This window comes from Micromonospora sp. NPDC002717 (assembly GCF_040295705.1).
Classification (GTDB): domain Bacteria; phylum Actinomycetota; class Actinomycetes; order Mycobacteriales; family Micromonosporaceae; genus Micromonospora.
In genome coordinates, this window is sequence record NZ_JBEOVW010000001.1 from 599,827 (window position 1) to 626,426 (window position 26,600).

Here is a 26,600-nt window from a genome sequence, read left to right on the forward strand (position 1 = left end):
ACCTGGGGGTCTGATGCACCTGTCAGCGACATCGAGGAGCAGACGCGTCCTGCTGGCCGCCGCCGTGGCGGCCGCCCTGGCGGCGACGCCGCTCACCGCCGCCGGAACCGCCGCCGCCGCGCCGACGACCGACCGGCAGCAGCAGTACGCCGCCGCGGCCGCGGAGTACGGCGTGCCGGAGAGCGTCCTGCTCGGAGTCTCCTACCTGCAGTCCCGCTGGGACACCAACGCCGGAACGCCGAGCACCAGCGGCGGCTTCGGACCGATGCACCTCACCGACGCCGAGTACGTCGCCGCACTGCCCGGGGGCACCCACCACGACGAGGGCACCGAGGACCCGCGGGGCGACGACTCCCGCCTGTCCCTGGCCGGGGCGCACGAGCCGCCGGCCGCCCAGCCCCCCGCCGAAGCCTCGCTGCGGACGCTCGACGCCGCCGCCGGGCTGACCGGAGCCAGCGAGGAGGCGCTGCGCACGGACGTCACGGCCAACATCCGGGGTGGCGCGGCGCTGCTGGCCGCGTACCAGAAGGAGATCGGCGCCCCGGTCGGCGCCGACACGGACCCGGCGGCCTGGTACGGCGCGGTGGCCCGCTACTCCGGCGCGGACAGCGCCGACGCCGCGGCGGCCTTCGCCAACGAGGTGTACGCCACCATCGCCGCCGGCGACAGCCGGCTGACCGACGACGGGCAGCAGGTCACCCTCGCCGCCCGCGCGGTGCAGCCGGAACGCTCCTGGCTGGACCGGCTGGGCCTGCGCAAGGTCGCCCGGCCCGACGGGCTGGAGTGCCCCGACACGATCTCCTGCGAGTGGATCCCGGCGCCCTACGCGCAGTACGGCCCGACCGTGGGTGACTACGGCAACCACGACCTCGCCGACCGGCCGACCCAGCAGAAGATCGAGTACATCGTCATCCACGACACCGAGGGCTACTTCGGGCCCAGCGTCAACCTGGTCAAGGACCCGAGGCGGGTGGGCTGGCACTACACCCTGCGCTCGGTGGACGGCCACATCGCCCAGCACATCAAGACCAAGAACGTCGGCTGGCACGCCGGCAACTGGTACGTGAACGCCAAGTCCATCGGCCTGGAGCACGAGGGCTTCGCGGGGCACGGCACCTGGTACACCGAGGCGATGTACCGCACCTCCGCCAAGCTGGTCCGCCACCTGGCGCTGCGGTACAACATCCCGTTGGACCGGCAGCACATCATCGGTCACGACAACGTCCCCGGCACCGTCGCCTCGACCGTGCGCGGCATGCACTGGGACCCGGGCCCGTACTGGGACTGGTCGCACTACTTCGACCTGCTCAAGGCGCCGTTCACGTCGACCGGCACGCCGCACACGGGGCTGGTCACCATCGACCCGGACTTCGCCACCAACCAGCCGCAGTTCACCGGCTGCAACCGGCAGCCGCCCGGCGTGCCGAACCCGCCCCCGCCGGTGGCTCCCTGCCCGCTGCGCGGCTCGTCCGCGGTGATCCTGCACAGCGCGCCGAGCCACGACGCGCCACTGGTCAACGACATCGCGCTGCGGCCCGACGGCACCCCGAACACCATGTACATCTCCGACCACGGCGCCCGGGCCTCCGCCGGGCAGACGTACGCCCTGGCCGAGGTGCAGGGGGACTGGACCGCGATCTGGTACCTCGGCCAGAAGGCGTGGTTCCACAACCCCGCCTCGAAGCCGACCGCGAAGTGGTCCGTGGGCTTCGTGGTGACCCCGAAGGACGGCAGGGCCACCATCCCGGTCTACGGCCGGGCGTACCCGGAGCAGGCCGCCTACCCGGCCGGCGTGCCGTACCAGCCGATCTCCCCGCTCCAGTACACCCTCTCGGCCGGCCAGCGGTACGCCGTCGGCACGGTGCTCCCCGGCGAGTACTACCGGGCCGTCACGTTCGACGGGTCGTCGCCGGGTGACTGGACGGTGATCCGCGGCGAGAACCGGTACGTGCAGATCCAGTTCGGCCACCGGGTCATGTACGTCAACCTGGACGACGTGAACGTGCTGCCCTCCGCGCTGGGGGCGCCCCGCTGACCCACCGCTCGCCCGGACCGGCGCAGGCCGTTCCCGAGCACGACGAGGGCCCCCGGTCTACTCGACCGGGGGCCCCTTCCGTGCGTGGGGCGGGATCAGCCGGGCCTGCGGAACCCGGCCACCGGCATCGTGTTGATGCTGGAGACGTTGACCGGCTTGCCGGCCCGGGGCGCGTGCACCATCTTGTCGTTGCCGAGGTAGAGGCCGACGTGGTGCAGGTCGCTGAAGAAGAACACCAGGTCACCCGGGCGCGCCTCGGAGCGCGGGATGGCCTTGCCCTCGTTCCACTGCGCGCCGGTGAAGTGCGTCAGGTGGATGCCCGCCGCCTTGTAGGCGTACTGGGTCAGGCCCGAGCAGTCGAACGAGTTGGGGCCGGTGGCGCCCCAGACGTACGGGTCGCCGACCTGGGCGCAGGCGGTCTTGATGGCGGTCCGGGCCGCCTCGCTGACCACGCCGTTGATGGTCGGGCACTTCTCCGTCTTGACCGTGGTCACCGGCAGCGACGCCTCTAGCTTCTTGATGTCGGCGTCGATCTGCTTCTTCTTCGCCGCCAGGTCGTTCTGCTGCTTGGTCTGCGCCACGATCAGCGCGTCGAGCTTCTGCTTCTCCGCGTCGAACTTGTCGCGGACCTTGGTGACGCCCTCGAGCTGCTTGCGCTCCTGAGCGGCCAGCCGGTCCAGGAGGGTCAGCTGCTCGGTGAGCGTGTCCGGCTTGGCGCTGACCAGCAGCGCGCCGATCTCCTGCGACGGCCCGGAGATGTAGTAACGGGCGGCGAGGTCACCGACCCGGTCCATCGCCAGCTCGGTCTCCAGCGCCAACGGCTGGATCTTCTTCTGCAGGTCCGCCGACTTCTTGCGGTTGACCTTCAGCTGCGCCCGCACCTTGTTGTACTGCTCGATGGTGGGCTCGAGCTGCTCCCACTTCTTGTCGATCGCGGCCTCGATTTCGTCGACCGAGGGCTCGGCGTACGCGGGCGCGGCGAGCACACCGACGCCGACGACCGCGGCGGCGACAAGGGTGAGCAGACGGTGGGCGGCCCGGCGCAGGCCACCCGGACGAGCAGACCGTCCCGGTGCGTGACGATGAGGGGGCATGGTTGCCACCGGCACCGACTCCTTTTGCAACCCGACCGCCGGGCGCCTCGCGCGAGGAAAGAGGGGCGAGACAGACGACCCACACAGCGGCCGGTGCCCAACACTAGGGAAGGCGCGGAGCGGAATCAAGGCGACCATCGTCCACATCACGCCTGCGCGACCGCTTGCGTACCAAGGGTGTCGGCCCGGTGGCCGACGATGGCGGTCAGTACGTCGTCCAACGTCACCACGCCGAGCGGGCGGCGGCCGTCGCTGACCAGCACCATGTGCCGCCGCTCGCGGCGCATCGACAGCAGCAGGTCGGCGAGCGTACGGTCCGGCGGCACCACCGCCAACGGCCGGTAGACCTCCGCCGGCACCGGGGCGCGCCGGCTCAACCCGGCGTACCCGAGGACATCCTTGACGTGCACGAAGCCGAGCACCCGGCGGGTGGACCGCTGCACCACCGGGAAGCGGGACCGACCCGTCCGGGTGGCCAGCACCTCCAGCGAGGCGGGCGAGACGTCCTCGGCGACGGTGGTCACCGTCGACCAGGGTTGCAGGGCGTCGGCGGCGGTCCGGCTGTGCAGGGCCAGCGCGCCGGTGATCCGGGCGTGCTCCTGGGCGTCGAGCAGCCCCTCCGTACGCGCCTGCGCCACCAGTCCGGCCAGCTCCTCCGCCGTGAAGACCGTCTTCACCGCCTCGGTGGCCTCGATCCGCCACAGCCCCAGCACCCGGCGGGCCGCCCACTTCATCGCCAGCAGCAGCGGCTTGGTGGCCAGGCAGAACGCCAGCATCGCCGGCCCCAGCCAGAGCGCCGACGGCTCCGGCCCGGCCAGCGTGATGTTCTTCGGCACCATCTCGCCGACCACCGTGTGCAGGAAGACCACCACGCCGAGGGCGAGCACGAAGGCCACCGGGTGGACCGCCCGGTCGGGCAGCCCGGCGGCGTGGAAGGCCGGCTCCAACAGGTGCGCCAGGGCCGGCTCGGCGATCGCGCCCAGCCCCAGCGAGCAGACGGTGATGCCGAGCTGCGCCCCGGCGATCATCAGCGGGATCTGGTTCATCGCCGACAGCGCCCAGCGGGCCCGCTTCGAGGTGGCCGCCAACGGCTCGACCACCGTGCGCCGGGACGCGATCAGCGCGAACTCACTGCCCACGAAGAACGCGTTGCCGAGCAGCAGCGCCATCGTGACCAGCAGCTCAGGCATCGTCGCCCGGCTCCTCGGGGCGAACCACCCGGACCTGCTCGATCCGGTGCCGTTCGACCTCGACGACGGTGAACTCGTAGCCGGACTCCTCGACCGTCTCGCCGGCCACCGGGATGTGCCCCAGCCGGGCCATCAGGAAACCGGCGAGCGTCTCGTACGGCCCCTCGGAGAGCCGGAAACCGGTCTGCTCGGCCAGCTCGTCGGAGCGCAGCACCCCGTCGACGAGGACGGTCCGCTCCCCACCCGGCACGGTCAGCTCGACCGGGCCGGCGTCGTCCACCGCGTCCGGGTCGAACTCGTCGGCGATCTCCCCGACGAGTTCCTCCACCAGGTCCTCGGTGGTGACCACCCCGTCGGTGCCGCCGTACTCGTCGACGACGATGGCGAGGTCGGCGCCGGCCACCCGGAGCGCGGCGAGCACCCCGTCGAGGTCCAGGCTCTCCGGGACGTACACCGGCTCGCGGGCCACCGACCCGACCGTGGTCGAGCCCCGCCTGGCCGGCGGCACACCCAGCGCGTCGGGCACCCCGGCGACGCCGGTCACGAGGTCGAGGGTCTCCTCGTACACCGGGAAGCGGGTGCGCCCGGTCTGCCGGGACAGCGCCAGCAGCTCGGCCACCGTGGCGGTGGCGCGCAGCGCGACGACGTCCACCCGCGGGGTCATCGCCTCGGCGGCCCGCTTGTCGCCGAAGCGGATGGTCCGGCGCAGCAGCATCGCGGTGTCCGGCGGCAGCGCGCCGGCCCGTGCCGAGATGGCAGCCAGCAGGCCCAGTTCCTCCGGCGAGCGGGCGCTGGCCAGCTCCTCCTGCGGCTCCACCCCCAGCACGCGGACCAGGCGGTTCGCCGAGTCGTTGAGCGCCCTGATCAGCCAGCCGAAGGTGCGGGAGAACGCACGCATCGGGCCGGCGGTGGCCAGCGCGGTGGGCATCGGCCGGGCCAGCGCGAGGTTCTTCGGGACCAGCTCGCCGAAGAGCATGGAGAGCAGGGTGGCCAGGGCCAGGGCGAGGAGCGGGGTGAACCGGCCGGCGGCGTCCCCGGCGACCGGCCGCAGCAGCGGGGTGAACAGCCGGGCCAGCGCCGGCTCGGCCAGGTAGCCGGTGAGCAGGGCGGTGAGGGTGATGCCGAGCTGCGCCCCGGAAAGCTGGAAGGAGAGCTCCCGCAGCGCCCGGCGTACGGTCGCGGCCCGGCCCTCGCCCGAGGTCGCGCGGCGCTCGATCTCGGGCCGGTCCACGGTGACCAGGGCGAATTCGGCCGCGACGAAGAACGCGTTGCCGCCGGTCAGCAGCACGAACCCGACCAGGGGCAGCAGCGTGGTCAGCAGCAGGCCATCGATGCTCGTCTCACCTCGGCGCGATTCTCGCACGTCGAGCGCCGGCTGGCCGAGATCGCCGCCGTCTCCTGAACGACGTCGGCGGCGGCACCGCGAGGTGCCGCCGCCGACGGGCGTTTCAGGGGGTACGCGTCAGCCGGCGACCGGCGCGGTCTCCCTGTCGCCCGGCGCCTGCTCGGGCTTCACCGAGCGGAGCAGCACACTGGCCACGTCGACGACCTCGACCTGCTCGCCGGCGCCCTTGCCGTTCACCCCGTCGTTGAGCATCGTCGAGCAGAACGGGCAGCCGACGGCGACCGTCCGCGCCCCGGTGGACATGGCCTCCTCGACCCGGTCCACGTTGATCCGCTTGCCGATCTTCTCCTCCATCCACATCCGGGCGCCGCCGGCGCCGCAGCAGAAGGAGCGCTCGCTGTTGCGCGGCATCTCGGTGAGCTCGCCGGCGATGGCGGTTCCCAGCACCTCGCGCGGCGGGGCGAACACCCGGTTGTGCCGGCCCAGGTAGCAGGGGTCGTGGTAGGTCACGCCGCCGTCGACCGGCTGCACCGGGGTGAGCTTGCCGGTGGCGACCAGGTGCGCCAGGAGCTGGGTGTGGTGGACCACCTCGAACTCGCCGCCGAGCTGGCCGTACTCGTTGCCCAGGGTGTTGAAGCAGTGCGGGCAGGTAGCGACGATCTTGCGCTTGCTCTTCTCCCGGCCCTCGAACGCCTCGTTGAGGGTCTCGACGTTCTGCTGGGCGAGCATCTGGAAGACGAACTCGTTGCCGATCCGGCGGGCCGGGTCGCCGGAGCAGGTCTCGCCCTCGCCGAGGATCGCGAACTTGACGCCCGCCTCGTTGAGCAGCGTGGCGACCGCCCGGGTGGTCTTCTTGGCCCGGTCCTCGAACGCGCCGGCGCAGCCGACCCAGAAGAGGTACTCGAAGTCGTCGACCTCGCCGACCCGCGGCACCTCGAAGTCCAGGCCCTTGGTCCAGTCCTCGCGGGTGTTCGGCGGGGCACCCCACGGGTTGCCCTTGTTCTCCAGGTTGCGCAGCATCACGCCGGCCTCCGACGGGAAGCTCGACTCGATGAGCACCTGGTAGCGGCGCATGTCGACGATGTGGTCGACGTGCTCGATGTCGACCGGGCACTGCTCGACGCAGGCACCGCAGGTGGTGCAGGACCAGAGCACGTCCGGGTCGATGACGCCGCCTTCCTCGGCCGTGCCGATCAGCGGTTTGTCGCCCTCGGCCAGGGCGAGCACGTCGACGTGGGCGAGCTGCGCGGCGGTGGCCTTCTCCTCGCCGGTCAGGTCCTTGCCGCCGCCGGCCAGCAGGTACGGCGCCTTGGCGTACGCGTGGTCGCGCAGGCTCAGCACCAGCAACTTCGGCGACAGCGGCTTGCCCGTGTTCCAGGCGGGGCACTGCGACTGGCAGCGGCCACACTCGGTGCAGGTGCTGAAGTCCAGCAGGCCCTTCCAGCTGAACTGCTCGACCTGGGCGACGCCGAACTGGTCCTTCTCCGGGTCGGCCTCCTCGAAGTCGAGCGGCTTGCCCTGGCTCGTCATGGGGCGCAGCGCGCCGAGTCCGGAGCCGGCGCGGCCCGGGTCGCGCTTGAAGAAGATGTTGAAGAAGGCGAGGAAGCGGTGCCAGGCCACGCCCATGGTGACGTTGAGCGCGATCACGATGAGCCAGGTCATCGAGATGGCGATCTTGACCAGGGCGGCGATGCTGACGCCCGCGTCCCAGTTCGGCAGCACCGCGCCCACCGCGTGGCTGAGCGGGGCGGCCCAGACCGGGTACTCGAAGTGGTCGGTGGCGACCTTGAAGCCCCGGATGACGAAGCCCATGATCAGCACCGCGAGGACCACGGCCTCGACGAAGTACCCCTGCCACATGGTGGAGCCGGTGAACCGGGAGCGACCGCCCGGCCGGGTCGGCCGGTTGCGGACCCGGATCCCGATCAGCACCAGGATGCTGACGATGCCCAGGATGCCGATCAGCTCGGTCACCGCACCGTAGAGCGCCCAGCCGCCCACCAGGGGCAGCCCGCCGGTCGGGGAGACGACCTCGAAGTACGCCTCCAGCACCAGCAGCGACAGCACGATGAAGCCGACCATCACGAACCAGTGCGCCGCGCCCACCACGCTCCAGCGGAGCATGCGGGTGTGGCCGGCGGTCTCCGCCAGCATGGTCTTCGTGCGGGTGCCCTTGTCGCCGAACCGGGTCGGGTCCGGCTGACCCAGCCGGATGACGGCCACCATCTTCATGACCGCGCGTACCGCAAGCCACACCGCCACGGCGGTGATGGCGAACGCGAGGATCGTGGTGACGATCTGGACGCTGCCCATCGAGTTGGCCTCCCGGTCTGCTGCCTGTCGAGCGGCTCGGCGACCGGGGCCGGATCAGGGGGCGGTCGGCGAGCCGCCGCCACCGCACCCTCGACCGGACCGGTCGATGACCTCGCTCCGCTCGGTCATGCAATGCAGCCTACGCGCAAGGTTACCCATCGGTAACGTGAGTCATCTCGCACTCCGGCCGCGCCGCCCTGCGCACACCATAGGTGGCCCGACCCGAAACCGCCGGGCAGGGTCTCCGCCGAGTGACACGCTCACCCGCGGCCCCGCCCGGGCGGCCCCGACGAGGCCGCTCAGCGCCAGCGGGAGAGCAGGATCAGGGAGGCGACCATCGCGCCGAAGCCCACCGCGAGGTTCCAGTAACCCCACGACATGACCGGGTACTCCTGCTCGGAGAGGTAGTAGACCACCAGCCAGCCGATGCCGAAGACGATGAGGCTGACCGCCGAGATCGGCAGCCACACCGGGCTAGGCTTGCGCGTCGCCGCCGTCGCCGTCGGGCGGACGTCCGTCGGCGGGGTGTACACCTTCTTCTTGCGGACCTGAGACTTGGGCACGACGCTCTCCAGAGGGGGTGACGACCTCGTCCGGCCTGACAACCGGGCGCGGGGGCGACGGTCCATGGCCAATAATGTTCGACAGCTAGCGTAGTCCCGAAGACCCGTCCAAGCCACGAATGGGGTCAGGCCGGTGCTCGGAGTGACCGAAAAAGGCGGGACTGTTCGGGTCGCCGCACCGGCCCGCCACCTCGCGGGCTGAACCAGACGACGGGGAAGGAACGCTCGGTGGAGTACACATCCGGCGCGGCATCCTGGCAGAAGGTGCTCCGGCGGGTGGTCGCCGGCCTCCTGCCACGGCGACCGCGGCAGCGCCGACCGGGCTGGTCGATCGGGGTGCCGCTGATCGCCGCCGCGGCCGGGCTGCTCTTCACCACCACGGCGACCACCGCCGGCGGCACCGCCCTACGCGAGGACCGGCGCCCCCAGCTCAACCAGCTCATCGAGGACCGCCGCGCGGAGGTGGCGGCCGGCGAGCAACGCGCCGCCGCGCTGCGCGGGGAGGTCGAGGACCGCACCACGGCGTTGGCCAGCTCGGACGGCCCCATCAAGGAGCAGCAGGACCGGGCGGCCGCCAGCCGGGAGGCCGCCGGATTCACCGCGCTCAGCGGCCCCGGGGTGACGGTGGAACTCAACGACGCGCCCCGCCGCAACGACGGGACCCTGCCCGCCGGGGCCACCAACGACGACCTGGTCGTCCACCAGGGGGACGTGCAGGCCGTGGTGAACGCTCTCTGGGCGGGTGGCGCCGAGGCCATGTCCATCATGAACGTCCGCGTGCTGTCGACCAGCGCGGTACGCTGCGTCGGTAACACCCTGCTGCTGCACGGCCGGGTGTACTCCCCTCCATTCAAGATCGTAGCAATCGGCGATCCCGCCGCCCTTCAGCGGGCCCTCGCCGACTCCGAGGGAGTCCGGTTGTTCAGGGACCTGGTCGACGACTACAAGCTCGGCTACAAGGAGACCGTCTCCACCGTCGCCGTGCCGGCGTTCGAGGATTCGACAACGCTCCGGTCGGCGGCGGTGCCACGGTGACCCGCGACGACTGGCCGGAGGAGCCCGACGGCCGGCACCGCGACCACGGTGACGGCCCGACGGAGTTCCTGCCCAAGGTCAATCGTCCCGCCCCGGCCGGAGCCTGGCCGGAGCCGGCACTGCCGCCCCGCTCCCCGGCGTCGCGCCCGGGCGGTCCCGGCCCGTCGGTCGGCGACGGCCGCCCGGCCGGCGGCCCACCCGCCGAATGGGCGCGCGCCGCGTCCGACCCCGCCCGTTTCGGCGGGCCCGCCCGCCCCGCCGATTCCGCCCGGCCCGGCGACCCGGCGCGCCCGGGCGGCCCCGCGCAGGAGCCCGGTCGTCCCGCGAACCCCGGCCGGTTCGTCCCCGGCGCCGACCAGGCCCGCACCACCGTCAACCCGGCCCGGCCCGCCGACCCGGACCGCCCCGGGCCCGGTCGCCCCGGCCCCGCCGACCACGGCCCCGCCGGCTTCGGCCGCCCCGGCCCCGTGGACTTCGGTCCCACCTACTTCGGCCGCCCTGGCCCCGCCGAATTCGGCCGCCCTGGCCCCACCGACCACGGCCGCCCCGGTCCCGCCGGCGACAGCCCTGCCGGCTTCGGCCGCCCCGGGCCCCCCGACCACGGCCGACCCGGTCTCGGCGACTTCGGCCCACCCACCGGCCGCTCAGACGTCGACTCGCCGGCCCGTCCCCTGGACTTCGGCCCGCCCACCGGCGCCGCCGGCCGTGGCGCCCCCGCCCCACCACCGTGGTCGGGCGCCGGCCAACTCCGGCCGGCCGCCCCGCCGCACCCGGCGCCGCCGGCCGGCCCCGTCGGGCAGCCGGACGCCACCCGGGCGTCCGGGCAGGGCGGCGAACGGCCGCTCCGTCCGCCCGTGGACCGCGCCGCCGCCCAGGGCGACCGGCCGGCCACCGACGGGCCGACCGCCTTCCTCCCGAAGAGCGGCGCGCCTGTCGGGGGGCCGTCCACCCCGGCTTCGCCGACCGCCCCCGACCGCTCGGCCGACCCCGGCGCCACCGCCGTGATCCCGGCCGTCTCCGGGCGTACGCCGGCTGGCTCGGCAGCCTTGTTCGAGTCGACCGCCCTGATGGGGGCCGTGCCGCGCCCCCCGAAGACGGACGAACCCGACCTCCCCGACGCCAGCGCCGAGCAGCCCCGGCCACGCCGGGGCGAACGGGTCGTCCAGCTCCGGCCGGAGCAGACCGGCGAGGGCTACAAGAGCGTCTACTCGGAGCTGACCCGGCCGTCGCTGGGCTCCCGGCTGCGCGCCGGCATCCGGATCACCGGCGAGGTGCTGATCACCTTCGGCATGGTGGTGCTGCTCTTCGCCGGCTACGAGGTGTGGGGCAAGTCGGCGATCGTCGACGCCCACCAGACCGACCTCAGCCAGCAGTTGGCGCAGGCGTGGGGGCCGGAGGGCGACCCGACCGTGGCGCCGTCGGCCAGCACGTCCACCAAGCCGAATCCGCCCGTGCAGGGCAAGCCGATGGCGGGGCTCTACATCCCCAAGCTGGACAAGAACTGGGTCGTGGTCGAGGGCGTGACCCAGAAGGACATCCGGTACGCGCCCGGCCACTACCCGTCCAGCGCCCTGCCGGGCCAGGTGGGCAACTTCTCCGTCGCCGGGCACCGCAACCGCGCCACCTTCTGGCGACTGGACGAGCTGAACGACGGCGACGCCATCGTGGTGGAGAGCAAGACCGACTGGTACGTCTACAAGGTGAGCCAGAGCCGGATCGTCCGGCCCACCCAGGTCGAGGTGGTGGCGCCCGTGCCGGGCAAGCCGGGGGTAAAGCCGACCAAGTCGATGCTCACCCTGACCACGTGCAACCCGAAGTTCGACAACTACCAGCGCCTGATCATCCACGCCGAGTTGGCGCGTACCCAGCCGAAGTCGGCGGGTCGCCCGGCGGAACTGGGAGGCTAGGCGGTGTACGGCTGGATCTGGCGCAAGCTCCCCTTCGGGCTGCCCGGCAAGCTCGTCGGCAGCCTGCTGATCGCCAGCGCGATGGTGGCCCTGCTCTGGTACGTGGTCTTCCCCTGGGCCGAGCCCCTGCTGCCCTTCGACGACGTGCAGGTCACCCAGGAGTCCGGCGAACCCGGCGACGTCGGCGTGGTGCCCGGCGACGGGGAGGCAACGCCCGGCGACGGGCACGACCTGCCGTACGACACCGAACGGAACAACACCCCGCCCCCCTCCCCGGACGAGTGAGCCCCCTGATGCGTGTCCTGGTGATCGACAACTACGACTCGTTCGTGTTCAACCTCGTGCAGTATCTTGGCCAGCTCGGCGTGGACTGCGAGGTCCGGCGCAACGACGAGATCGAGGTCGCCGAGGTGGGCAGGGCCGGCGCGGCCGGCGTCCTGTTGTCGCCCGGTCCGGGCAGCCCCGACCGGGCCGGCATCTGCCTCGACGTCATCCGCCGGTACGCGGGCGAGCTGCCGATCTTCGGCGTCTGCCTGGGGCACCAGGCGATCGGCGAGGCGTTCGGCGCCACGGTGACCCGCGCCCCCGAGCTGCTGCACGGCAAGACCTCCGAGGTCCGCCACCAGGGCGTCGGAGTGCTCGCCGGCCTGCCGGACCCGTTCACCGCCACCCGCTACCACTCGCTCGCGGTGCTGCCCGAGACGCTGCCCGAGGAGCTGGAGGTCACCGGCTGGACCGGCTCCGGGGTGGTGATGGCGATGCGCCACCGGACGCTGCCGATCGAGGGCGTCCAGTTCCACCCCGAGTCCGTACTCACCGAGGGCGGCCACCTGATGCTGGCGAACTGGCTCGCCGCCTGCGGTCACCCGGAGGCGCTGGAGCGGGCCCCTGAGCTGGCCGCCGAGGTTGACGCGCGCCGCCGCGCCGCCTTCGCCGCCGGCTGAGCCGGCAGGACTGTCCGCGCCGAGCCCGACCCCGACGGGAACCCGCGAAGGGCGCGGTCAGCCCTTCAGCGCGTCCCGCACCGCCGGGTCCGCCGGTGAGCGGACCGCGGGCGGCCTGTGTCGCACCGCGTCCCATGCCGCCTTGCCGCTGGCGAAGTAGTCCCGGACCGTCTTCCCGACGAGCAGGGCGGGCCCGCAGCCGGGGCAGCGAGCTGTCACTCCCTCGGCGTCGAGGCCGAGGTGTCGGCACAGCGTGACCGCCCGGGACAGGTGGTAGGACTGGGTCACGATCAGGGCCCGCTCGATCCCGTACACGTCGCGCGCCCGGGCGCAGCTGTCGTAGGTGTCCAACCCGAACGGGTCGGCCACGACGTGGCGCGGATCGACACCCAGCCGCTCGGTCAGGTAGGAGGTCATCACCGCCGGCTCGTCACCGGAGGCGCCACCCCCGTCGCCCGACACGAGGATCACCCGTGCCCGCCCGCTGTGCACCAGCTCGGCGGCGGTTTCCAGGCGGCCGGTGAGCCGCTCACCCGGCTGGCGTCGGTCCGCCGCCACCGCGGTACCCAGGACGATCACGACGTCGGCGGCCGGCGCCCCGGCCTCGTCGTACACGTGGCCGCGGGCGGCGACCGTGGTCCACAGCCACGGAAGACTGGCGAGCAGCAGGGCGGCCAGAGCGAGAACCGCCGCGCGGGTCAGGCGTCGCCGCCACCGGTTCGCCCGACCCGCCGGGTCCGTCGCCCCTCTCACGAGTAACGTCCGGCGGAAACCCTCGCATCCACCGCGTTGTTCGCCCTCTCTGTGCGCCGCACGGCCCGTACCGGGCGGGTACCTGCCCGGCCGGCGGACCTGGCCCGCAAACGCCCGGCCGGCGGATCCCGGCGGGGCGTCACCCGCCGGGGGTCACTGCTCGGAGAGCCGAGCCGGTGGGGTGGTCGGGAACAGCGGGAAGCCGCCGCCACTGCCAGAGGGCGTGTTGCTGGGCGTGGGGCTCGGCGTGTCGGACGGCGTCGGCTCGACCTGCGGCACGCTGACCACGATCGTCACCGTCTTGCCCTTCGCGAGGTTGCGCCCGGGTTGTGGGTCCTGCGAGAGGACGCGCCCGGCCTCGGCCGCCGGCACCTCCCGGCCCTGCTCGACGTCGACGTCGTAGCCGGCGGCCTTCAGCTCCTCCTTGGCCTCCTTCTCGGTGGAGTTGACCACGTTCGGCACCCGGCCGACGTTGCCCTTGGAGACGGTCAGGGTGACCTCGGCGCCCTCGGCCACCCGCGTCCCCTCGGCCGGCGACACGCCGAGGACGATGCCCTCCTGGGAAGCGCTGTCCTTATCGACCTTCTTGACCTCGAAGCCCGCAGCCTCCAGTTGCTGCTTCGCGTTCTCGTAGGTGGCGCCCTCCAGATTGGCCGGGATAGCCTTCGTGGCCGGGCCGCCGCAGACCTGGACGACGACCTCCTGGTTGGGCTCCAGGGCCGAGTTGGCCGCCGGCGACTGGTTGACCACCTGGCCCTTCTTGCAGGTGGCGTCGAAGTGCTGCTCGCCCTCCCTGGGCACCAGGTTGGCCTGCTGGATCCGGGTGAACGCCTCCTGCTGCGTCAGGCCGGTCACGGTGGGAACGGTGACCTTGTCGTCGCCCTGGTTCAGCAGGGCGGCGACGAGGGCGATCACCGCGAGCACGCCCACCGCGGCGAAAGTCGCGATCAGCCAGGACGACGCCCTGCGCCGGCGGGGGTCGCCGACCCGGGCCGGGGTCTGCCGGGTCTGCGGTGCGCCGGGCGCGGCCGGATAGCCGGCACCGGCCGGGACGACCCGCGTGGTCTCGTCCTGGGGCAGCACGGGGGTGGCCAACACCGGGCGGCCGGCGGCGGCGCGGAGCAGGTCGGCCCGCATCTCGCCGGCGCTCTGGTAGCGGTTGAGCGGGTTCTTCGACAGCGCCTTGAGCACGATCGCGTCGACGGCCGGGTTGACGTCCGGGTTGATGTCGCTCGGCGTCGGCGGGGCCTCCCGCACGTGCTGGTAGGCCACGCTGACCGGGCTGTCGCCGACGAACGGCGGGTGGCCGCAGAGCAGCTCGAAGAGCACGCAGCCGGCGGCGTAGACGTCGGACCGGGCGTCGACCGCCTCGCCGCGCGCCTGCTCGGGCGACAGGTACTGCGCCGTGCCGATCACCGCGCTGGTCTGGGTCATCGTGGTGGCGCCGCTGGCCAGCGCCCGCGCGATGCCGAAGTCCATCACCTTGACCTGGCCGGTCTGGGTGAGCATCACGTTGCCGGGCTTGATGTCCCGGTGGATGATGCCGTGCCGGTGGCTGAACTCCAGCGCCGCGCACATGTCGGCGCAGATCTCCAGTGCCCGGCGCGGCTGGAGCCGCCCCTCGACGCCGAGGACCTCCTTGAGGGTCCGCCCGTTGACGAACTCCATCACGATGAACGGCAGCGTCTCGCCGGTCGGCGCGGTCTCCTCGCCGGTGTCGTAGACGGCCACGATCGCCGGGTGGTTGAGGGACGCCGCGTTCTGTGCCTCGCGGCGGAACCGCATCTGGAAGGTGGCGTCCCGGGCGAGGTCGGTCCGGAGCATCTTGATCGCGACGTCCCGACCGAGCCGGAGATCGCGACCGCGGTGCACCTCGGCCATGCCGCCGTAGCCGAGCAGCTCGCCGACCTGGTACCTGCCACCGAGCAGGCGGGCCTGCGCTGTCATCGCGTCTGTCGTCCTTCGCTCGTCGTCTCGTCGCCGCCCGGCCGGGGCAGTTCCTGTCGACGGTACGACGTCCGGGCCGGATCGTCGCGTCCGTCGGGCCGCAGCGCGCCGGACGTCACCGTCTGCGGGGTGACCGCGCCGGCTGCGCCGGACTTCTGCGACTGCTCCCGCAGCTTGTAGGAAATCACGCCGGAGCAGACGAGGACCAGTACGGCCAGGAGGATGGCGAGTAACACCATCCCCGGCCGGGACCCTCGGCCGCCGGGCTGGGGCGTCGGAGGGGCGGCCTGCCCCGCGTACGCCATCGGACGGGCCGGCGGCACGGGTGCCGCGCCGCGCGGGTAGCCGGGCGGGGCCACGGGTGGGCGGGGCACCGACGCGGCGGGCGCGACGGTCGTGGGGCGGTGCGGCACGACGGCCGGGCGGGGTGCCGCCACGGGCGGGCGCTGCGGCTGCGGGACGACGGTCGGCGGCCGGTGCGGGGCGACCCGCGGGTGCGCCGCCGGTGCCGGCACCTGGGCGCGGCCGGGCGGGGCGGCGGGCGACGCCGGGGCCGCGGAGATCGGCTGACCACCGCCGCGGGCCTGCTGGGAGAGCTGGGCCTTCAGCTGCCGGGCCACCCCGGCCAGCGCGGCGGCGCTGGGCCAGCGGGCCGCCGGGTCCTTCGCCAGGGCCCGCTCCACCACGGCCCGGACCTGCGGCGGGATGTCGGCGGGCAGCGGGCGGGGGGCCTCCCGGACGTGCCGCATGGCGATCTCGAGGGGATTGTCGCCCTCGAACGGCCGCCGGCCGGCCAGGCACTGGTACGCGACCACGCCGAGCGCGTAGACGTCGGACGCGGACGTGGCGACGCCGCCGGTGGCCTGCTCGGGGGAGATGTACGAGGCGGTGCCGAGCACCGAGCCGGCCGCGGTGAGCTGGGCGACCAGGTCCGACCGGGCGATTCCGAAGTCGGTGAGCACCAGGGTGCCGTTGGGCCGGACCAGCAGGTTGCCCGGCTTCACGTCCCGGTGCACGATGCCCTTCACGTGCGCCGCGTGCAGCGCGTCGGCCGCCTGGGCGACCAGCGCCATCGTGCGGGCCGGGGTGAGCCGGCCCACCCGGGCCAGGGTGGCCGACAGCGCGTCGCCCTCGACGTACTCCATGATCAGGAAGGCGATCTGCTGGTCGTTGCCGAAGTCGTAGACGTCGACCACGCCGGGGTGGTTGATCGTCGCCATGGTGCGGGCCTCGCCGCGGAACCGCTCGGCGAAGTCGGGGTCGTCGAGCAGCGCGGGGAGCAGGCTCTTGACGGCGACCGTCCGGCCGAGCACCTGGTCGGTGCCGCGCCAGACGTCGCCCATGCCACCGCTGGCGATCCGCTCGTCGAGGCGGTAGCGGTTGCCGAGCTGCACCCCGGGGCTGAGCATGTCAGCGACCCCCGGGATCCGCGATGGCGGCACGCATGATCTGCCCGGCGATCCGGGCCGCCTCGGCGCTGCCGCCCGGGCCGGCCTGCTCCAGCATGACGCAGACTGCGGAGACCGGGTTCCCGTTCTTGTCGAGCGCGAAACCGATGAACCAGCCGTGGTCGGGCCGGTCCGGCGCGGACTGGGCGGTGCCGGTCTTGCCGCCGACCGTGTAGCCGTTGATCCGCGCGCTCTCGCCGGTGCCGTTCTCGACGACGCTGACCATCATCTCCCGCAGGTCGCCGGCGACCTGGCCGCTGACCGGCTGGCGCAGCTCCCGCGGGTTGGCGGTGTAGTAGCTGGTGGTGCGGTCCGGGCCGAGGAGCTGGCGGACCAGGTACGGCCGCATCTGGCTGCCGCCGTTCGCGACCGAGGCGGCGATCAGGGCCCCCTGCAGCGGAGTCATCCGGACGTCGCGCTGGCCGATGGAGGACTGGGCGAGCGCGGCGGGGTCGTCGCCGCCGTCGGCGTTCTCCATGCTGCCGGTGCGGCTGGCCGCCACCGGGTGGCCGCCCTCCCCGAGCTGGCCGACCGTGAGGTCCTCCTGCTCGAAGCCGAACTGCCGGGCCTTCTCCTTGATCTTGTCCGCGCCGAGCCGGACGCCGAGCTGCGCGAAGCCCGTGTTGCACGACTCGGTGACCGCGTTCATCAGGGTGACCTCGTCCTCGGGGCAGATCGACGACGCCGCGTTGCGGATCGGCGTGCCCGAGGTCGGCGGGGTGTAGCTGGAACCGGCCGGGATCCTGGTGTCCTGCCCGATGCCGTTCTCCAGCGCCGCGGCGGCCACCACGATCTTGAAGGTGGAGCCCGGGGGCAGCACCTCGCCGATGGCCCGGTTCTTCAGCGGGCCGTTCGGGTTCTGCTCCAGCGCGTTGTACGCGGCCGTCGCCTCGTTGGTGTTGTGACCGGTCAGCGGGTTCGGGTCGAAGCTGGGCATGGAGACCAGCGCCTGCACCGCCCCGGTACGCGGGTCGATGGCGATCGCCGCGCCCTTCGGGACGTCGTTGCGGTTGTTGCGCAACTGCTCGTACGCGACGTCCTGGGCCCGCTTGGAGAGGGTGAGCAGCACGTTGCCGCCACCGGTCTTGTCGCCGGTGAACATGTCCTTGAACCGGTCGATGAAGAGCTGGTCGCTGGTGCCGGCGAGGAAGTCGTTCTCGACCTTCTCGATGCCGGTGTCGGCGAGGTTGACCGGCTTGTAGCCGAGCACGTGCGCGTACTTGGCGCCGCCCGGGTAGGTGCGCAGGTACTTCAGCTCGCCGGTGGTCTCCTTGCTGGTGGCGAGGGCCGTGCCGCCGGCCTCGATGTTGCCGCGCTTGCGCTCGTACTCGGCGACCTGGACCCGGCCGTTGTAGTCGCTGGTGCGGTATTCGTCGGCCTTGTAGGCCTGGATCCAGTTCAGGTTGGCGAAGAGCAAACCGAAGAGGACCATCACGACGACGCCCACGCGGCGCAGGGGTGCGTTCACGGCCTGATCACCTCCGTGGGGGCACCGTGCAGCTGCTCCGGCGGGCCGCCGGACGGTCGGGCCGCCTTGCCGCCCCCGCCGGCGACGGGGCGGCGAGCCCCGTCGGAGACCCGGAGCAGGACCGCGATGAGCAGCCAGTTGGCCATCAGCGAGGAGCCACCGGCGGAGAGGAACGGGGTGGTCTGGCCGGTCAGCGGGATGAGCTTGCTGATCCCGCCGACGATCACGAAGACCTGGAGCCCGAGCGTGAACGCCAGGCCGCCGGCCAGCAGCTTGCCGAACGAGTCGCGGACCGCCAGCGCCGCCCGCAGCCCCCGCTCGACGATCAGCAGGTAGACGACGAGCAGCGCGGAGAGGCCGAACAGCCCGATCTCCTCGCCGAGGCCGGCGAAGATGAAGTCGTTCTGCACCTCGGGCAGCAGGCCGGGCTGGCCGCCGCCCGGGCCGGCGCCGAACAGGCCGCCGGTGCCGAGCGCGAGCAGACCCTGGACCAACTGGTAGCCGTCCTCGTAGGGGTCGGCGAACGGGTCCAGCCAGATCTGCGCCCGCAGGTAGAAGTTGGCGAACGGCCCGCCGACGATGTCGCCGAGGACGTACGCCAGGTAGGCGCCGCCGAAGAAGAGCACCAGGCCGATGAGCAGCCAACTGACCCGTTCGGTGGCGATGTAGAGCGTCACCACGAACATGCCGAAGTAGAGCAGCGACGTGCCGAGGTCCTTCTCGAAGACGAGGACCAGGAGGCTGATCAGCCAGACCACGACCACCGGGCCGAGGTCCCGCCCGCGCGGGAAGTCGATGCCGAGGAACCGGCGGCTGGCCAGCGAGAGCACCTCGCGCTTGCGCACCAGGTAGTAGGCGAAGAAGACCAGCAGCGCCAGCTTGGCGAACTCGCCGGGCTGGATGGAGTAGGTGCCGATCCTGATCCACAGCTTGGCGCCGTTGATCTCGGAGAACCGGCTGGGCAGCACCGCCGGGATCATCACCAGCACGATGCCGGCCAGCCCCAGGGTGTAGGCGTAGCGTGAGACCGACCGGTGGTCGCGCATGATGGCCAGCAGCCCGGCGGCGAGGATCACCGAGAGAAGCGTCCAGGCCAGTTGCCGGCCACCGTCGCCAGCGAAGACGGCCAGGTCCGCCCGCTCCGCGGGGGCGGCGTTGCCCAGGTCGAGCCGGCGCAGGAAGCCCACCCCGATGCCGTTGAGCAGCGCGACCGCCGGCAGCAGGGCGGGGTCGGCGAAGGGCGCCAGGAACCGGATCACCAGGTGCAGGCCGAGGAAGACCGCGGTGAGCGCGGCGGCCGGCATCCAGAAGTCGGCGGTGACGGTGTCGAGCACCTTCGCCTCGACCATCGCCCCGTACGCGGCCACCAGCACCATGGCCAGCAGCAGCAGCGACAGCTCGGCGTTACGCCGGGACCGGGCCAGGCGCACGCCGGGCTGCTCGCCCGTGGTGGCGGGCGAGGGTGCCGGGGTGGCCGCTGCGGTCACGGATCGTCCTCGGATTCGAAGCCGACACTCACTCCGGCGACCGGCAGGTGGCCGGGTCGAGCGTCGGCGAGACGGTGTCGGAGGGCAGGGCGTCGGGTGTGGTGGTCGGCGAGGCCGACGTGGTCGGACGGCCGCTGGCGGCCGGGCTCGCGCTGGCCGACGGCGCCGGGGTCGCCGGGCCGGCGGTCGGCGTCGGTGTCGTGGTGACAGCCGCCGCGCTCGGGCTGGGCGGGCAGATCGGCTTCAGGTTCGGGTTCGTCGGGCTGTCGCTGGTCAGCTCGGCCAGCCGACGCTCGGCGTCCGGCTCGCTCTTGGCCGGAATGCCCTGCTTCACCTGCTCCTGGGCGGCCAGGGTCAGGTCGTCCAGGTCGGCCGGGCTGGTGGAGTGCACGGTGGAGAGGTCCATCCCGGCGATCTCGCCCTGGATGCCCCGGAACACCGCGACCTGGCCCTCCTCCGTCGCCCCGACGTAGTACTGCCGCTGGGTGTAGCTCCAGCCGCCGAAGACGGCCCCGCCGAGCAGCACCAGCAGCGCCAGCGTCGTCGCGACGGCGCGCACCGGCCGGCGCTTCGGGCGTTCCGGCTCGTCGTCGTCGCCGGCCGCGGGCTCCTCGGGGGCGGGGGGCCGGGGGGCGGAGAGCGCCGACGCGCGGGCGGCCGGGGTGGAGACGTCGGCGGAGGTCGCCATGCCCCGGTCCCGGGCCGCGGCGCCGCCGACGATCGGGCTCGCCTCGACGATGTCCTGGTCGGTGGCGTCCGCGATGATCACCGTGATGTTGTCCGGCCCGCCGCCGCGCAGGGCGAGCTGCACCAACCGCTCCACGCACTGCTGGGGGTCGGCGTACTCGCGCATGGTCTCGGCGATCGTGTCGGCGCTGACCACGCCCGAGAGGCCGTCGCTGCAGATCAGGTAGCGGTCGCCCGGCAGCACCTGGCGGACGCTGTATTCCGGGTCGATGTCGCGGCCGTCGAGCGCGCGGGTGAGCAGCGACCGCTGCGGGTGGCTGCTCGCCTCCTCGGCGCTGATCCGGCCCTCGTCGACGAGCATCTGGACGTACGTGTCGTCCTTGGTGATCTGCGCGAACTCGCCGTTGCGCAGGAGGTAGGCCCGCGAGTCGCCGATGTGGACCATGCCCAGCTTGCTGCCGGAGAAGAGGGTGGCGGTGAGCGTGGTGCCCATCCCCTCCAGCTGGGGGTTGGCGTCCACGGTGTCGCGGAGCTGCTGGTTGGCGGTGCCCACGGCCGAACGCAGCGCGTCGACGAGGGCGTCACCCGGGACGTCCTCGTCGAGCGGCGCCATGGCACCGATGACGATGTTGCTGGCGACGTCACCGGCGGCCATGCCGCCCATGCCGTCGGCGACGGCGAGTAGCCGCGGTCCGGCGTAGACGGAATCCTGGTTACCGTCTCGGATCAGACCGCGGTCGCTGTGGGCCGCATAGCGCAGGGTCAGAGTCATGGCCGTAATTCGAGAGAAGTGCGGCCGATCCGGATCGGCACGCCGAGGGGGACGGGGGTTGGTCCGGTGACCTTAGCGCGATCCAGGTAGGTGCCGTTAGTCGAGCCGAGATCCTCGACGAACCACTGCCCGTCGCGCGGCACCAGCCGGGCGTGCCGCGCCGAGGCGTAGTCGTCGGTGATGACGAGGGTGGAGTCCTCGGCCCGGCCGATGGTGATCTGCGCTTCACCAAGGGTGATCCGCGTGCCCGCCAGTTGACCGGCGGTGACCACGAGCTGGTGTGCCGCCCTGCCCCGCTTCGCCTTCGCCGGTTTCGCCGCCTGCCCGAGCGAGGCCCCGACCGCCCGCGGGGCGGCCACCAGCCGGCCCGACCGGGCCCCCGCGAACAGGTCCCGGCGGATCACGCCGACCACCGTGAACACGAAGATCCACAGCAGGATGAGGAACCCGAACCGGGCGACGGTGATGACGAGTTCCGGCAAGGCGGATCAGCCGTCCACGCGGAAGGTCAGCGTCGTGGTGCCGAGCTGGATCATGTCGCCGGGGTTGAGCGCGACGGCGGAGACCCGCTGGCCGTTGACCATCGTGCCGTTGGTCGACCCCAGGTCGGTCAGCACGACCTGGCCGCCGTCGAAGTCCAGCCGGGCGTGTCGCCGCGAGATGCCGACGTCGGGCAGGCGCAGGTTGGCCTGGTCGCCGCGGCCGATCACGGTCGAGCCCATCTGGAGGGGATAGGTGCGCCCGTCGCCGGAGACCAGCCGCACGTTGCGGCTGCCGCCGTGGCCGGGCGGGGGGCCGTAGCCGCCGCCCTGGTCGTACGCCGGGTAGGCGGGCGGGCCGGCGTCGTAGCCGGGCGCGGAGACCGGGGCGACCTCGCCGCCGGTGTAGACCTCGGCGGTGACCCGGAACATGCCCGTGTCCAGCCCCTCGCCGCGTTCGATCTCGACGATCACGTCGCCGTAGACCGTCCAGGCCTGCTCGCCGATGAACTCCGCCTGCGACTGGGCCAGCTCCTGGGCCAGCGCGGCAGCGTACGGCGCCAGCCGACTGTGGTCGTAGGGCGAGAGATCGATCACGTAGCGGTTGGGCACCAACGTGCGCCCACCGGCCAGGATCGCCTTGTGCGCCTCGGCCTCCCGCTGCATGGCGTTGAGGATCTCCACGGGGTGGACCACCCCTTTGAAGACCTTGGCGAAGGCTCCCTCGACCAGGCCTTCCAGACGCTTCTCGAAGCGTTGCAGCACGCTCACCGGCTCCTCCTCGGGTCCCGAGGACATGATGGTATCCGGCCGGAGCGTCCGCAGCTCACACGCCGCTCGGCCGGCTGGCGGCGGCCCGTTCGGTGGGGCCGTTGTCGTCGTGCTAGTCTTTCGTCCGCCGAGAACGGTACCGCCTCGACGGACGGTAACCGATCGACGCAACGATCACGGACAACGTAGGATATCCGGGGCCCGCTGGAGACAGCAGGACCGGCACAGACTACAGTGTTCGAGGTCAGGCCACGGGGAAGTGGCGGAATGGCAGACGCGCACGGTTCAGGTCCGTGTGCCCGAAAGGGCGTGGGGGTTCAACTCCCCCCTTCCCCACCAATACGCGAGGGCTCCGCAGCGATGCGGAGCCCTCGCGGCGTATCGGGGCCGTGCCGTACGTCACGCTATGCTCCGATGGATTCTGCCTCCGAGGACCAGGAGTGGCGTGTGAGTGTCGCATTCGTGACCGGGTCGGGCGGGCTGATCGGCTCCGAGGCGGTCCGGCACTTCGCCGGCCTCGGTCTCGACGTCGTCGGCATCGACAACGACATGCGGCAGGAGTTCTTCGGCGAGGAGGCTTCGACCGCCTGGAACGTGCGGCGCCTGACCGACGAGCTGGGGAGCGCGTACTCGCACCACAGCATCGACATCCGGGACCGGGCCGCGCTGGGCAAGCTCTTCAAGCGGTACGCGGGCGCCGTCGCCGTGGTGATCCACACCGCCGCCCAGCCGTCGCACGACTGGGCCGTGCGCGACCCGTTCACCGACTTCGACGTCAACGCCGCCGGCACGCTCAACGTCCTGCAGAACGTGCGCGAGCACTGCATCGAAGCGCCGGTGATCCACTGCTCCACCAACAAGGTCTACGGCGACCGGCCGAACAGCCTGCCCCTGGTCGAGCTGGAGACCCGGTGGGAGATCGAGCCGGGCCACCCGTACGAGCAGGGCATCCGCGAGGACATGTCCATCGACGGCTGCCTGCACTCGATCTTCGGCGCCTCGAAGGTCGCGGCCGACGTCATGGTGCAGGAGTACGGCCGCTACTTCGACATGCGGACGGCCTGCTTCCGGGGCGGGACGCTGACCGGGCCGGCGCACTCGGCCACCGAGCTGCACGGCTTCCTCGGGTACGTGATGCGCGCCAACATGGAGCGCCGGACGTACAAGATCTTCGGCTACCAGGGCAAGCAGGTGCGGGACGCGATCCACAGCTCGGACGTGGTCTCCGCGTTCGAGGCGTTCTTCCGCAACCCGCGTTCCGCGGCGGTCTACAACCTCGGCGGCGGCCGGCACTCCAACACCTCCAACCGGGAGGCGTTCGCGCTGGCCGAGCAGATCACCGGCCAGGAGATGGTCACCGAGTACGTCGAGGCCAACCGGATCGGCGACCACAAGTGGTGGATCGGCTCGAACGAGGCGTTCCAGGCCGACTACCCGGAATGGAAGCAGGTCTACGACGTTCCCATGATCATGCGCGAGATCTACGAGGCCAACGTGGACAAGTGGGTGCCGGCAGCATGACCGCCAGGGGCAAGCGGAACGTCCTCGGCGTCCTGGTCGACGCCACCGACTACGCCGCGGCGACCGAGCAGGTGGTGGCGGCCGCGCAGGAGCGCCGCCCGCTGGCGCTGACGGCGCTGGCCGTGCACGGGGTGATGACCGGGGTGCTGGACCCGGCGCACAACGCCCGGCTGAACTCCTTCGACGTGGTCACCCCCGACGGCCAGCCGGTGCGCTGGGCGCTCAACGTGCTGCACGGCGCGGGGCTCACCGACCGGGTCTACGGGCCCACGCTGACCCTGCACGTGCTCTCCCGGTTCGCCGACGAGGGCCTCCCGGTCTACCTCTACGGCTCGACGGAGGAGACCCTGGCAAAGCTGATCCCGGCGCTCGAGCGGATGTTCCCGGCACTCAAGATCGCCGGCGTGGAGCCGTCCAAGTTCCGGGCGGTGCAGCCGGGCGAGGACGTCGAGATCGCCGACCGGATCAAGGCCAGCGGGGCCCGGCTCGTCCTGGTCGGGCTGGGCTGCCCGCGCCAGGAGCTCTTCGCGTACGCCATGCGGCCACTGCTGGACATGCCGCTGATGGCGGTCGGGGCGGCCTTCGACTACCACGCCGGGCTGCTGCGCCAGCCGCCGCCGTGGATGCAGCGGGCCGGCCTGGAGTGGTTCTGGCGCCTCGGCCTGGAGCCGAAGCGGCTGTGGCGCCGGTACGTGATCCTCAACCCGGCCTACCTGGCCCGGCTCGCCGGGCAGAAGACCGGCCTGTGGAAGGCGGTCCCGCCGCCCCCGGCCGCCGAGCGGCCGTCCACCTTCGCCGTCTGACCCGGAACCGGCAGGCGTCAGGAAGGGCCCCTTCCCTGTCGCGCAAGGCGATGAGAAGGGGCCCTTCCTTGCACTCGGCTAGAGGGTCAGGGTCCAGGTGTTGATGTAGCCGCTGTCGCCGGCGTAGACGTCCCGCACCCGCAGCTGCCAGGTGCCGTTCGCCGCCTCGCTCGACAGGTTCGCCGTGTAGGTGGTGTTGATGTTGTCCGCGCCGTCCCAGATGTTGCTGTTCTTCAGCCGGTAGGACGAGCCGTCCGGAGCGACCAGGTCGACGACGAGGTCACCGCGGTAGGTGTGCACGATGTTCACCGCGACGGTCGAGGCCGACGAGGCGTTGCGGGCGCACCCGGAGATCGGGATCGAGCTGCTCACCGTGACACCGGTGTCCGGGATCGCGACGTCGGTGCCGTTGGTGCCGGAGCAGCCGCCGCCGGTGCCGGTCACGGTCAGCGAGTAGGTGGCGCTCTTGCTGCCGGAGGCCGCCGTGCCCGTCACCGTCACGGTGTAGGTGCCGGGCGCCGTGCTCGCCGAGGTGCTGATGGTGAGCGTCGAGGAACCGCCCGAGGTGACGGTGGCCGGGCTGAACGAGGCGGTCGCCCCGGACGGCAGCCCGCTCGCGGAGAGGCTCACCGACTGGGCCGAGCCGTTGGTGGTGGCGGTGGCCACCGTGGCGGTCACCGAGCCGCCCGGCGCGGTCGAGCCGGAGGCCGGCGAGACCGAGACGGAGAAGTCGTTGGTCGGCGGGGTGTCGTCGTTGACGACGTAGAGCAGCTTGTTCGGCGAGCCGGTGCCCGGGTTGCCCACCACGTTGTTGGTGGCGTTGTTCACCAGGTAGTCACGGACCTGCTGCGGCGTCCAGGACGGGTTGGCGCTGGCCACCAGGGCCGCCGCGCCGACCACGTGCGGCGTCGCCATCGAGGTGCCGCTGATCGTGTTGGTGGCGGAGTCACTGGTGTACCACGCCGAGGTGATCGACGAGCCGGGCGCGAAGATGTCCAGGCAGGTGCCGATGTTGGAGAACGAGGACCGGGCGTCCGTGTTGGTCGTCGAGCCGACGGTGATGCCCTCGGCGGTCCGGGCGGGCGAGGTGTTGCAGGCGTTCCCACCCGAGTCGTTGCCGGCCGCCAGGCCGTAGCTCACGCCCGAGTTGATGGAGTTCCGCACGGCGGTGTCGAGCGTGCTGTTCGCGCCGCCGCCGAGGCTCATGTTGGCCACGGCCGGCTTGACCGCGTTCTGGGTCACCCAGTCGACACCGGCGATGACGCCGGCGTTCGTGCCGCTGCCCTGGCAGTTGAGCACGCGGACGCCGACCAGCTGGACGCCCTTCGCCACCCCGTACGCCGAGCCGCCGACGGTGCCGGCGACGTGCGTGCCGTGCCCGTTGCAGTCGTCGGCCGAGCCCCCGTCGACGGCGTCGTAGCCGGAGGTGGCCCGGCCGCCGAAGTCGCTGTGGCTGAACCGGATGCCGGTGTCGATGATGTAGGCGTGCACGTTGCTCGCCGTGTTCGGGTACGTGTAGGAGCTGTCCAGCGGCAGTGCCCGCTGGTCGATCCGGTCCAGGCCCCAGGACGGTGGGTTGGTCTGGGTGCCGGCGATCGACACGGTGTGGTTCTGCTCGACGTACGCCACGGCGGGGTCCGCGGCGATCCGGGCGGCGGCCCCGGCGCCGACCCGGACCTCGAAGCCGCGCAGCGCGGCGCCGTAGGTGCGGGCCACCGTGCCGCCGTGCCGGCCGACCAGCCGTTGCGCGGTGTCACCGACGGTGGTACGGGCGACCGCGGTGTCCTTGAAGACGACGATGTAGCTGTCGGCCACGGCGGTGGCGCCGCCCGCGGCCCGGATCGTGCCGACGGGCTCGGCGGCCATGGCGGGCGTGGCGGTGGCCACCATGGCCATGGTGGCCACCCCGACGAGTAGGGACCTACGTGGAAGACCCATCTTCTACCTCCCTCCGACCGACACCCGATCATCGACGTCCGTGGCGATAATCGATGAGTGCCGATCGAGCTGAGGGTAGAGCGGTGCCATCGGGATACAA

The 26,600-nt window shown here is 72.4% G+C and carries 21 protein-coding genes and 1 tRNA gene; 8 read left to right on the plus strand and 14 right to left on the minus strand.

Features of this window, described 5'->3' with window-relative positions:
- Positions 1 to 13: 13 nt before the first annotated feature.
- Positions 14 to 2,035: an N-acetylmuramoyl-L-alanine amidase gene (locus ABT006_RS02980; RefSeq protein WP_350702299.1), complete on the plus strand. Its 2,022-nt coding sequence runs from the start codon at positions 14 to 16 to the stop codon at positions 2,033 to 2,035.
- 95 nt (positions 2,036 to 2,130) lie between these two features.
- Here ABT006_RS02980 and ABT006_RS02985 read toward each other — a convergent pair whose 3' ends face one another.
- From ABT006_RS02985 to ABT006_RS03005, 5 genes are all read right to left on the minus strand, one after another.
- The gene (locus ABT006_RS02985) at positions 2,131 to 3,144 is read right to left on the minus strand and encodes a C40 family peptidase (protein WP_350702301.1); all 1,014 of its coding nucleotides are present in this window, start codon (positions 3,142 to 3,144) and stop codon (positions 2,131 to 2,133) included.
- Positions 3,145 to 3,275: 131 nt separating this feature from the next.
- Positions 3,276 to 4,319: a hemolysin family protein gene (locus ABT006_RS02990; protein ID WP_350702303.1), complete on the minus strand. Its 1,044-nt coding sequence runs from the start codon at positions 4,317 to 4,319 to the stop codon at positions 3,276 to 3,278.
- A complete protein-coding gene (locus tag ABT006_RS02995) occupies positions 4,312 to 5,625 on the minus strand; it encodes a hemolysin family protein (RefSeq protein ID WP_350702712.1) in 1,314 nt (437 codons plus the stop codon). Before ABT006_RS02995 ends, ABT006_RS02990 begins: the two co-directional genes overlap by 8 nt.
- Before the next feature lie 156 nt (positions 5,626 to 5,781).
- Positions 5,782 to 7,977 (minus strand): (Fe-S)-binding protein, encoded by a 2,196-nt coding sequence (locus tag ABT006_RS03000; protein ID WP_350702305.1) that lies wholly within the window; start codon positions 7,975 to 7,977, stop codon positions 5,782 to 5,784.
- A 299-nt stretch (positions 7,978 to 8,276) separates the two neighbouring features.
- Positions 8,277 to 8,540, minus strand: a complete 264-nt coding sequence (locus ABT006_RS03005) for a cell division protein CrgA (protein WP_350702307.1) — start codon at positions 8,538 to 8,540, stop codon at positions 8,277 to 8,279.
- A 228-nt stretch (positions 8,541 to 8,768) separates the two neighbouring features.
- Here ABT006_RS03005 and ABT006_RS03010 point away from each other — a divergent pair, with 228 nt between their 5' ends.
- From ABT006_RS03010 to ABT006_RS03025, 4 genes are read left to right on the plus strand one after another with little or no spacing between them, the layout of a single operon-like run.
- Positions 8,769 to 9,575, plus strand: coding sequence for a DUF881 domain-containing protein (locus ABT006_RS03010; RefSeq protein WP_350702308.1), 807 nt, complete (start codon positions 8,769 to 8,771; stop codon positions 9,573 to 9,575).
- Complete coding sequence (locus ABT006_RS03015; protein WP_350702309.1) at positions 9,572 to 11,482, plus strand: class E sortase; 1,911 nt, start codon at positions 9,572 to 9,574, stop codon at positions 11,480 to 11,482. The genes ABT006_RS03010 and ABT006_RS03015 overlap by 4 nt, the downstream gene beginning before the upstream one ends.
- Positions 11,483 to 11,485: 3 nt before the next feature.
- Positions 11,486 to 11,767, plus strand: a complete 282-nt coding sequence (locus ABT006_RS03020) for a hypothetical protein (RefSeq protein ID WP_350702311.1) — start codon at positions 11,486 to 11,488, stop codon at positions 11,765 to 11,767.
- A gap of 8 nt (positions 11,768 to 11,775) precedes the next feature.
- Positions 11,776 to 12,426, plus strand: coding sequence for an aminodeoxychorismate/anthranilate synthase component II (locus tag ABT006_RS03025; RefSeq protein WP_350702313.1), 651 nt, complete (start codon positions 11,776 to 11,778; stop codon positions 12,424 to 12,426).
- A 57-nt stretch (positions 12,427 to 12,483) separates the two neighbouring features.
- On the opposite strand, the gene ABT006_RS03030 is transcribed toward ABT006_RS03025, so the two are convergent.
- From ABT006_RS03030 to ABT006_RS03065, 8 genes are all read right to left on the minus strand, one after another.
- Positions 12,484 to 13,179 carry a SanA/YdcF family protein gene (locus ABT006_RS03030; RefSeq protein ID WP_350702315.1) on the minus strand — a complete coding sequence of 232 codons (696 nt, stop codon included), beginning with the start codon at positions 13,177 to 13,179 and terminating at the stop codon, positions 12,484 to 12,486.
- A 153-nt stretch (positions 13,180 to 13,332) separates the two neighbouring features.
- The gene (gene pknB, locus ABT006_RS03035) at positions 13,333 to 15,126 is read right to left on the minus strand and encodes a Stk1 family PASTA domain-containing Ser/Thr kinase (RefSeq protein ID WP_350702317.1); all 1,794 of its coding nucleotides are present in this window, start codon (positions 15,124 to 15,126) and stop codon (positions 13,333 to 13,335) included.
- Positions 15,123 to 16,535, minus strand: a complete 1,413-nt coding sequence (locus ABT006_RS03040) for a protein kinase domain-containing protein (protein WP_350702319.1) — start codon at positions 16,533 to 16,535, stop codon at positions 15,123 to 15,125. The genes pknB and ABT006_RS03040 overlap by 4 nt, the downstream gene beginning before the upstream one ends.
- A 1-nt stretch (position 16,536) precedes the next feature.
- On the minus strand, positions 16,537 to 18,042 hold the full coding sequence (locus ABT006_RS03045) for a peptidoglycan D,D-transpeptidase FtsI family protein (protein ID WP_350702321.1): 1,506 nt from the start codon (positions 18,040 to 18,042) through the stop codon (positions 16,537 to 16,539).
- On the minus strand, positions 18,039 to 19,529 hold the full coding sequence (locus ABT006_RS03050) for an FtsW/RodA/SpoVE family cell cycle protein (RefSeq protein WP_466022536.1): 1,491 nt from the start codon (positions 19,527 to 19,529) through the stop codon (positions 18,039 to 18,041). The genes ABT006_RS03045 and ABT006_RS03050 overlap by 4 nt, the downstream gene beginning before the upstream one ends.
- Before the next feature lie 28 nt (positions 19,530 to 19,557).
- Positions 19,558 to 20,988: a PP2C family protein-serine/threonine phosphatase gene (locus ABT006_RS03055; protein ID WP_350702323.1), complete on the minus strand. Its 1,431-nt coding sequence runs from the start codon at positions 20,986 to 20,988 to the stop codon at positions 19,558 to 19,560.
- The gene (locus ABT006_RS03060) at positions 20,985 to 21,470 is read right to left on the minus strand and encodes an FHA domain-containing protein FhaB/FipA (RefSeq protein ID WP_111134465.1); all 486 of its coding nucleotides are present in this window, start codon (positions 21,468 to 21,470) and stop codon (positions 20,985 to 20,987) included. The genes ABT006_RS03055 and ABT006_RS03060 overlap by 4 nt, the downstream gene beginning before the upstream one ends.
- Before the next feature lie 6 nt (positions 21,471 to 21,476).
- Positions 21,477 to 22,265, minus strand: coding sequence for an FHA domain-containing protein (locus ABT006_RS03065; RefSeq protein ID WP_091100240.1), 789 nt, complete (start codon positions 22,263 to 22,265; stop codon positions 21,477 to 21,479).
- 226 nt (positions 22,266 to 22,491) lie between these two features.
- Between ABT006_RS03065 and ABT006_RS03070 the strand changes: the two genes are divergently transcribed.
- The 3 genes from ABT006_RS03070 (at position 22,492) to ABT006_RS03080 (ending at position 24,562) form a co-directional block, all read left to right on the plus strand.
- Positions 22,492 to 22,577 (plus strand) — tRNA-Leu (locus ABT006_RS03070).
- 108 nt (positions 22,578 to 22,685) lie between these two features.
- Entirely contained in the window at positions 22,686 to 23,759 is a 1,074-nt protein-coding gene (locus ABT006_RS03075; RefSeq protein WP_350702325.1) for an NAD-dependent epimerase/dehydratase family protein, read from the plus strand.
- Positions 23,756 to 24,562 (plus strand): WecB/TagA/CpsF family glycosyltransferase, encoded by an 807-nt coding sequence (locus tag ABT006_RS03080; RefSeq protein WP_350702327.1) that lies wholly within the window; start codon positions 23,756 to 23,758, stop codon positions 24,560 to 24,562. Before ABT006_RS03075 ends, ABT006_RS03080 begins: the two co-directional genes overlap by 4 nt.
- A 78-nt stretch (positions 24,563 to 24,640) precedes the next feature.
- Here ABT006_RS03080 and ABT006_RS03085 read toward each other — a convergent pair whose 3' ends face one another.
- Positions 24,641 to 26,500: a S8 family peptidase gene (locus tag ABT006_RS03085; protein WP_350702329.1), complete on the minus strand. Its 1,860-nt coding sequence runs from the start codon at positions 26,498 to 26,500 to the stop codon at positions 24,641 to 24,643.
- Positions 26,501 to 26,600: the final 100 nt, after the last annotated feature.

What these genes read in the sequence shown, in the direction of transcription:
- ABT006_RS02980 (WP_350702299.1), top strand. Translation starts at nt 14, where the DNA reads ATGCACCTGTCAGCGACATCGAGGAGCAGACGCGTCCTGCTGGCCGCC.
- ABT006_RS02990 (WP_350702303.1), bottom strand. Translation starts at nt 4,319, where the DNA reads ATGCCTGAGCTGCTGGTCACGATGGCGCTGCTGCTCGGCAACGCGTTC.
- ABT006_RS03000 (WP_350702305.1), bottom strand. Translation starts at nt 7,977, where the DNA reads ATGGGCAGCGTCCAGATCGTCACCACGATCCTCGCGTTCGCCATCACC.
- ABT006_RS03025 (WP_350702313.1), top strand. Translation starts at nt 11,776, where the DNA reads ATGCGTGTCCTGGTGATCGACAACTACGACTCGTTCGTGTTCAACCTC.
- pknB (WP_350702317.1), bottom strand. Translation starts at nt 15,126, where the DNA reads ATGACAGCGCAGGCCCGCCTGCTCGGTGGCAGGTACCAGGTCGGCGAG.
- ABT006_RS03040 (WP_350702319.1), bottom strand. Translation starts at nt 16,535, where the DNA reads ATGCTCAGCCCCGGGGTGCAGCTCGGCAACCGCTACCGCCTCGACGAG.
- ABT006_RS03055 (WP_350702323.1), bottom strand. Translation starts at nt 20,988, where the DNA reads ATGACTCTGACCCTGCGCTATGCGGCCCACAGCGACCGCGGTCTGATC.
- ABT006_RS03065 (WP_091100240.1), bottom strand. Translation starts at nt 22,265, where the DNA reads ATGTCCTCGGGACCCGAGGAGGAGCCGGTGAGCGTGCTGCAACGCTTC.
- ABT006_RS03080 (WP_350702327.1), top strand. Translation starts at nt 23,756, where the DNA reads ATGACCGCCAGGGGCAAGCGGAACGTCCTCGGCGTCCTGGTCGACGCC.
- ABT006_RS03085 (WP_350702329.1), bottom strand. Translation starts at nt 26,500, where the DNA reads ATGGGTCTTCCACGTAGGTCCCTACTCGTCGGGGTGGCCACCATGGCC.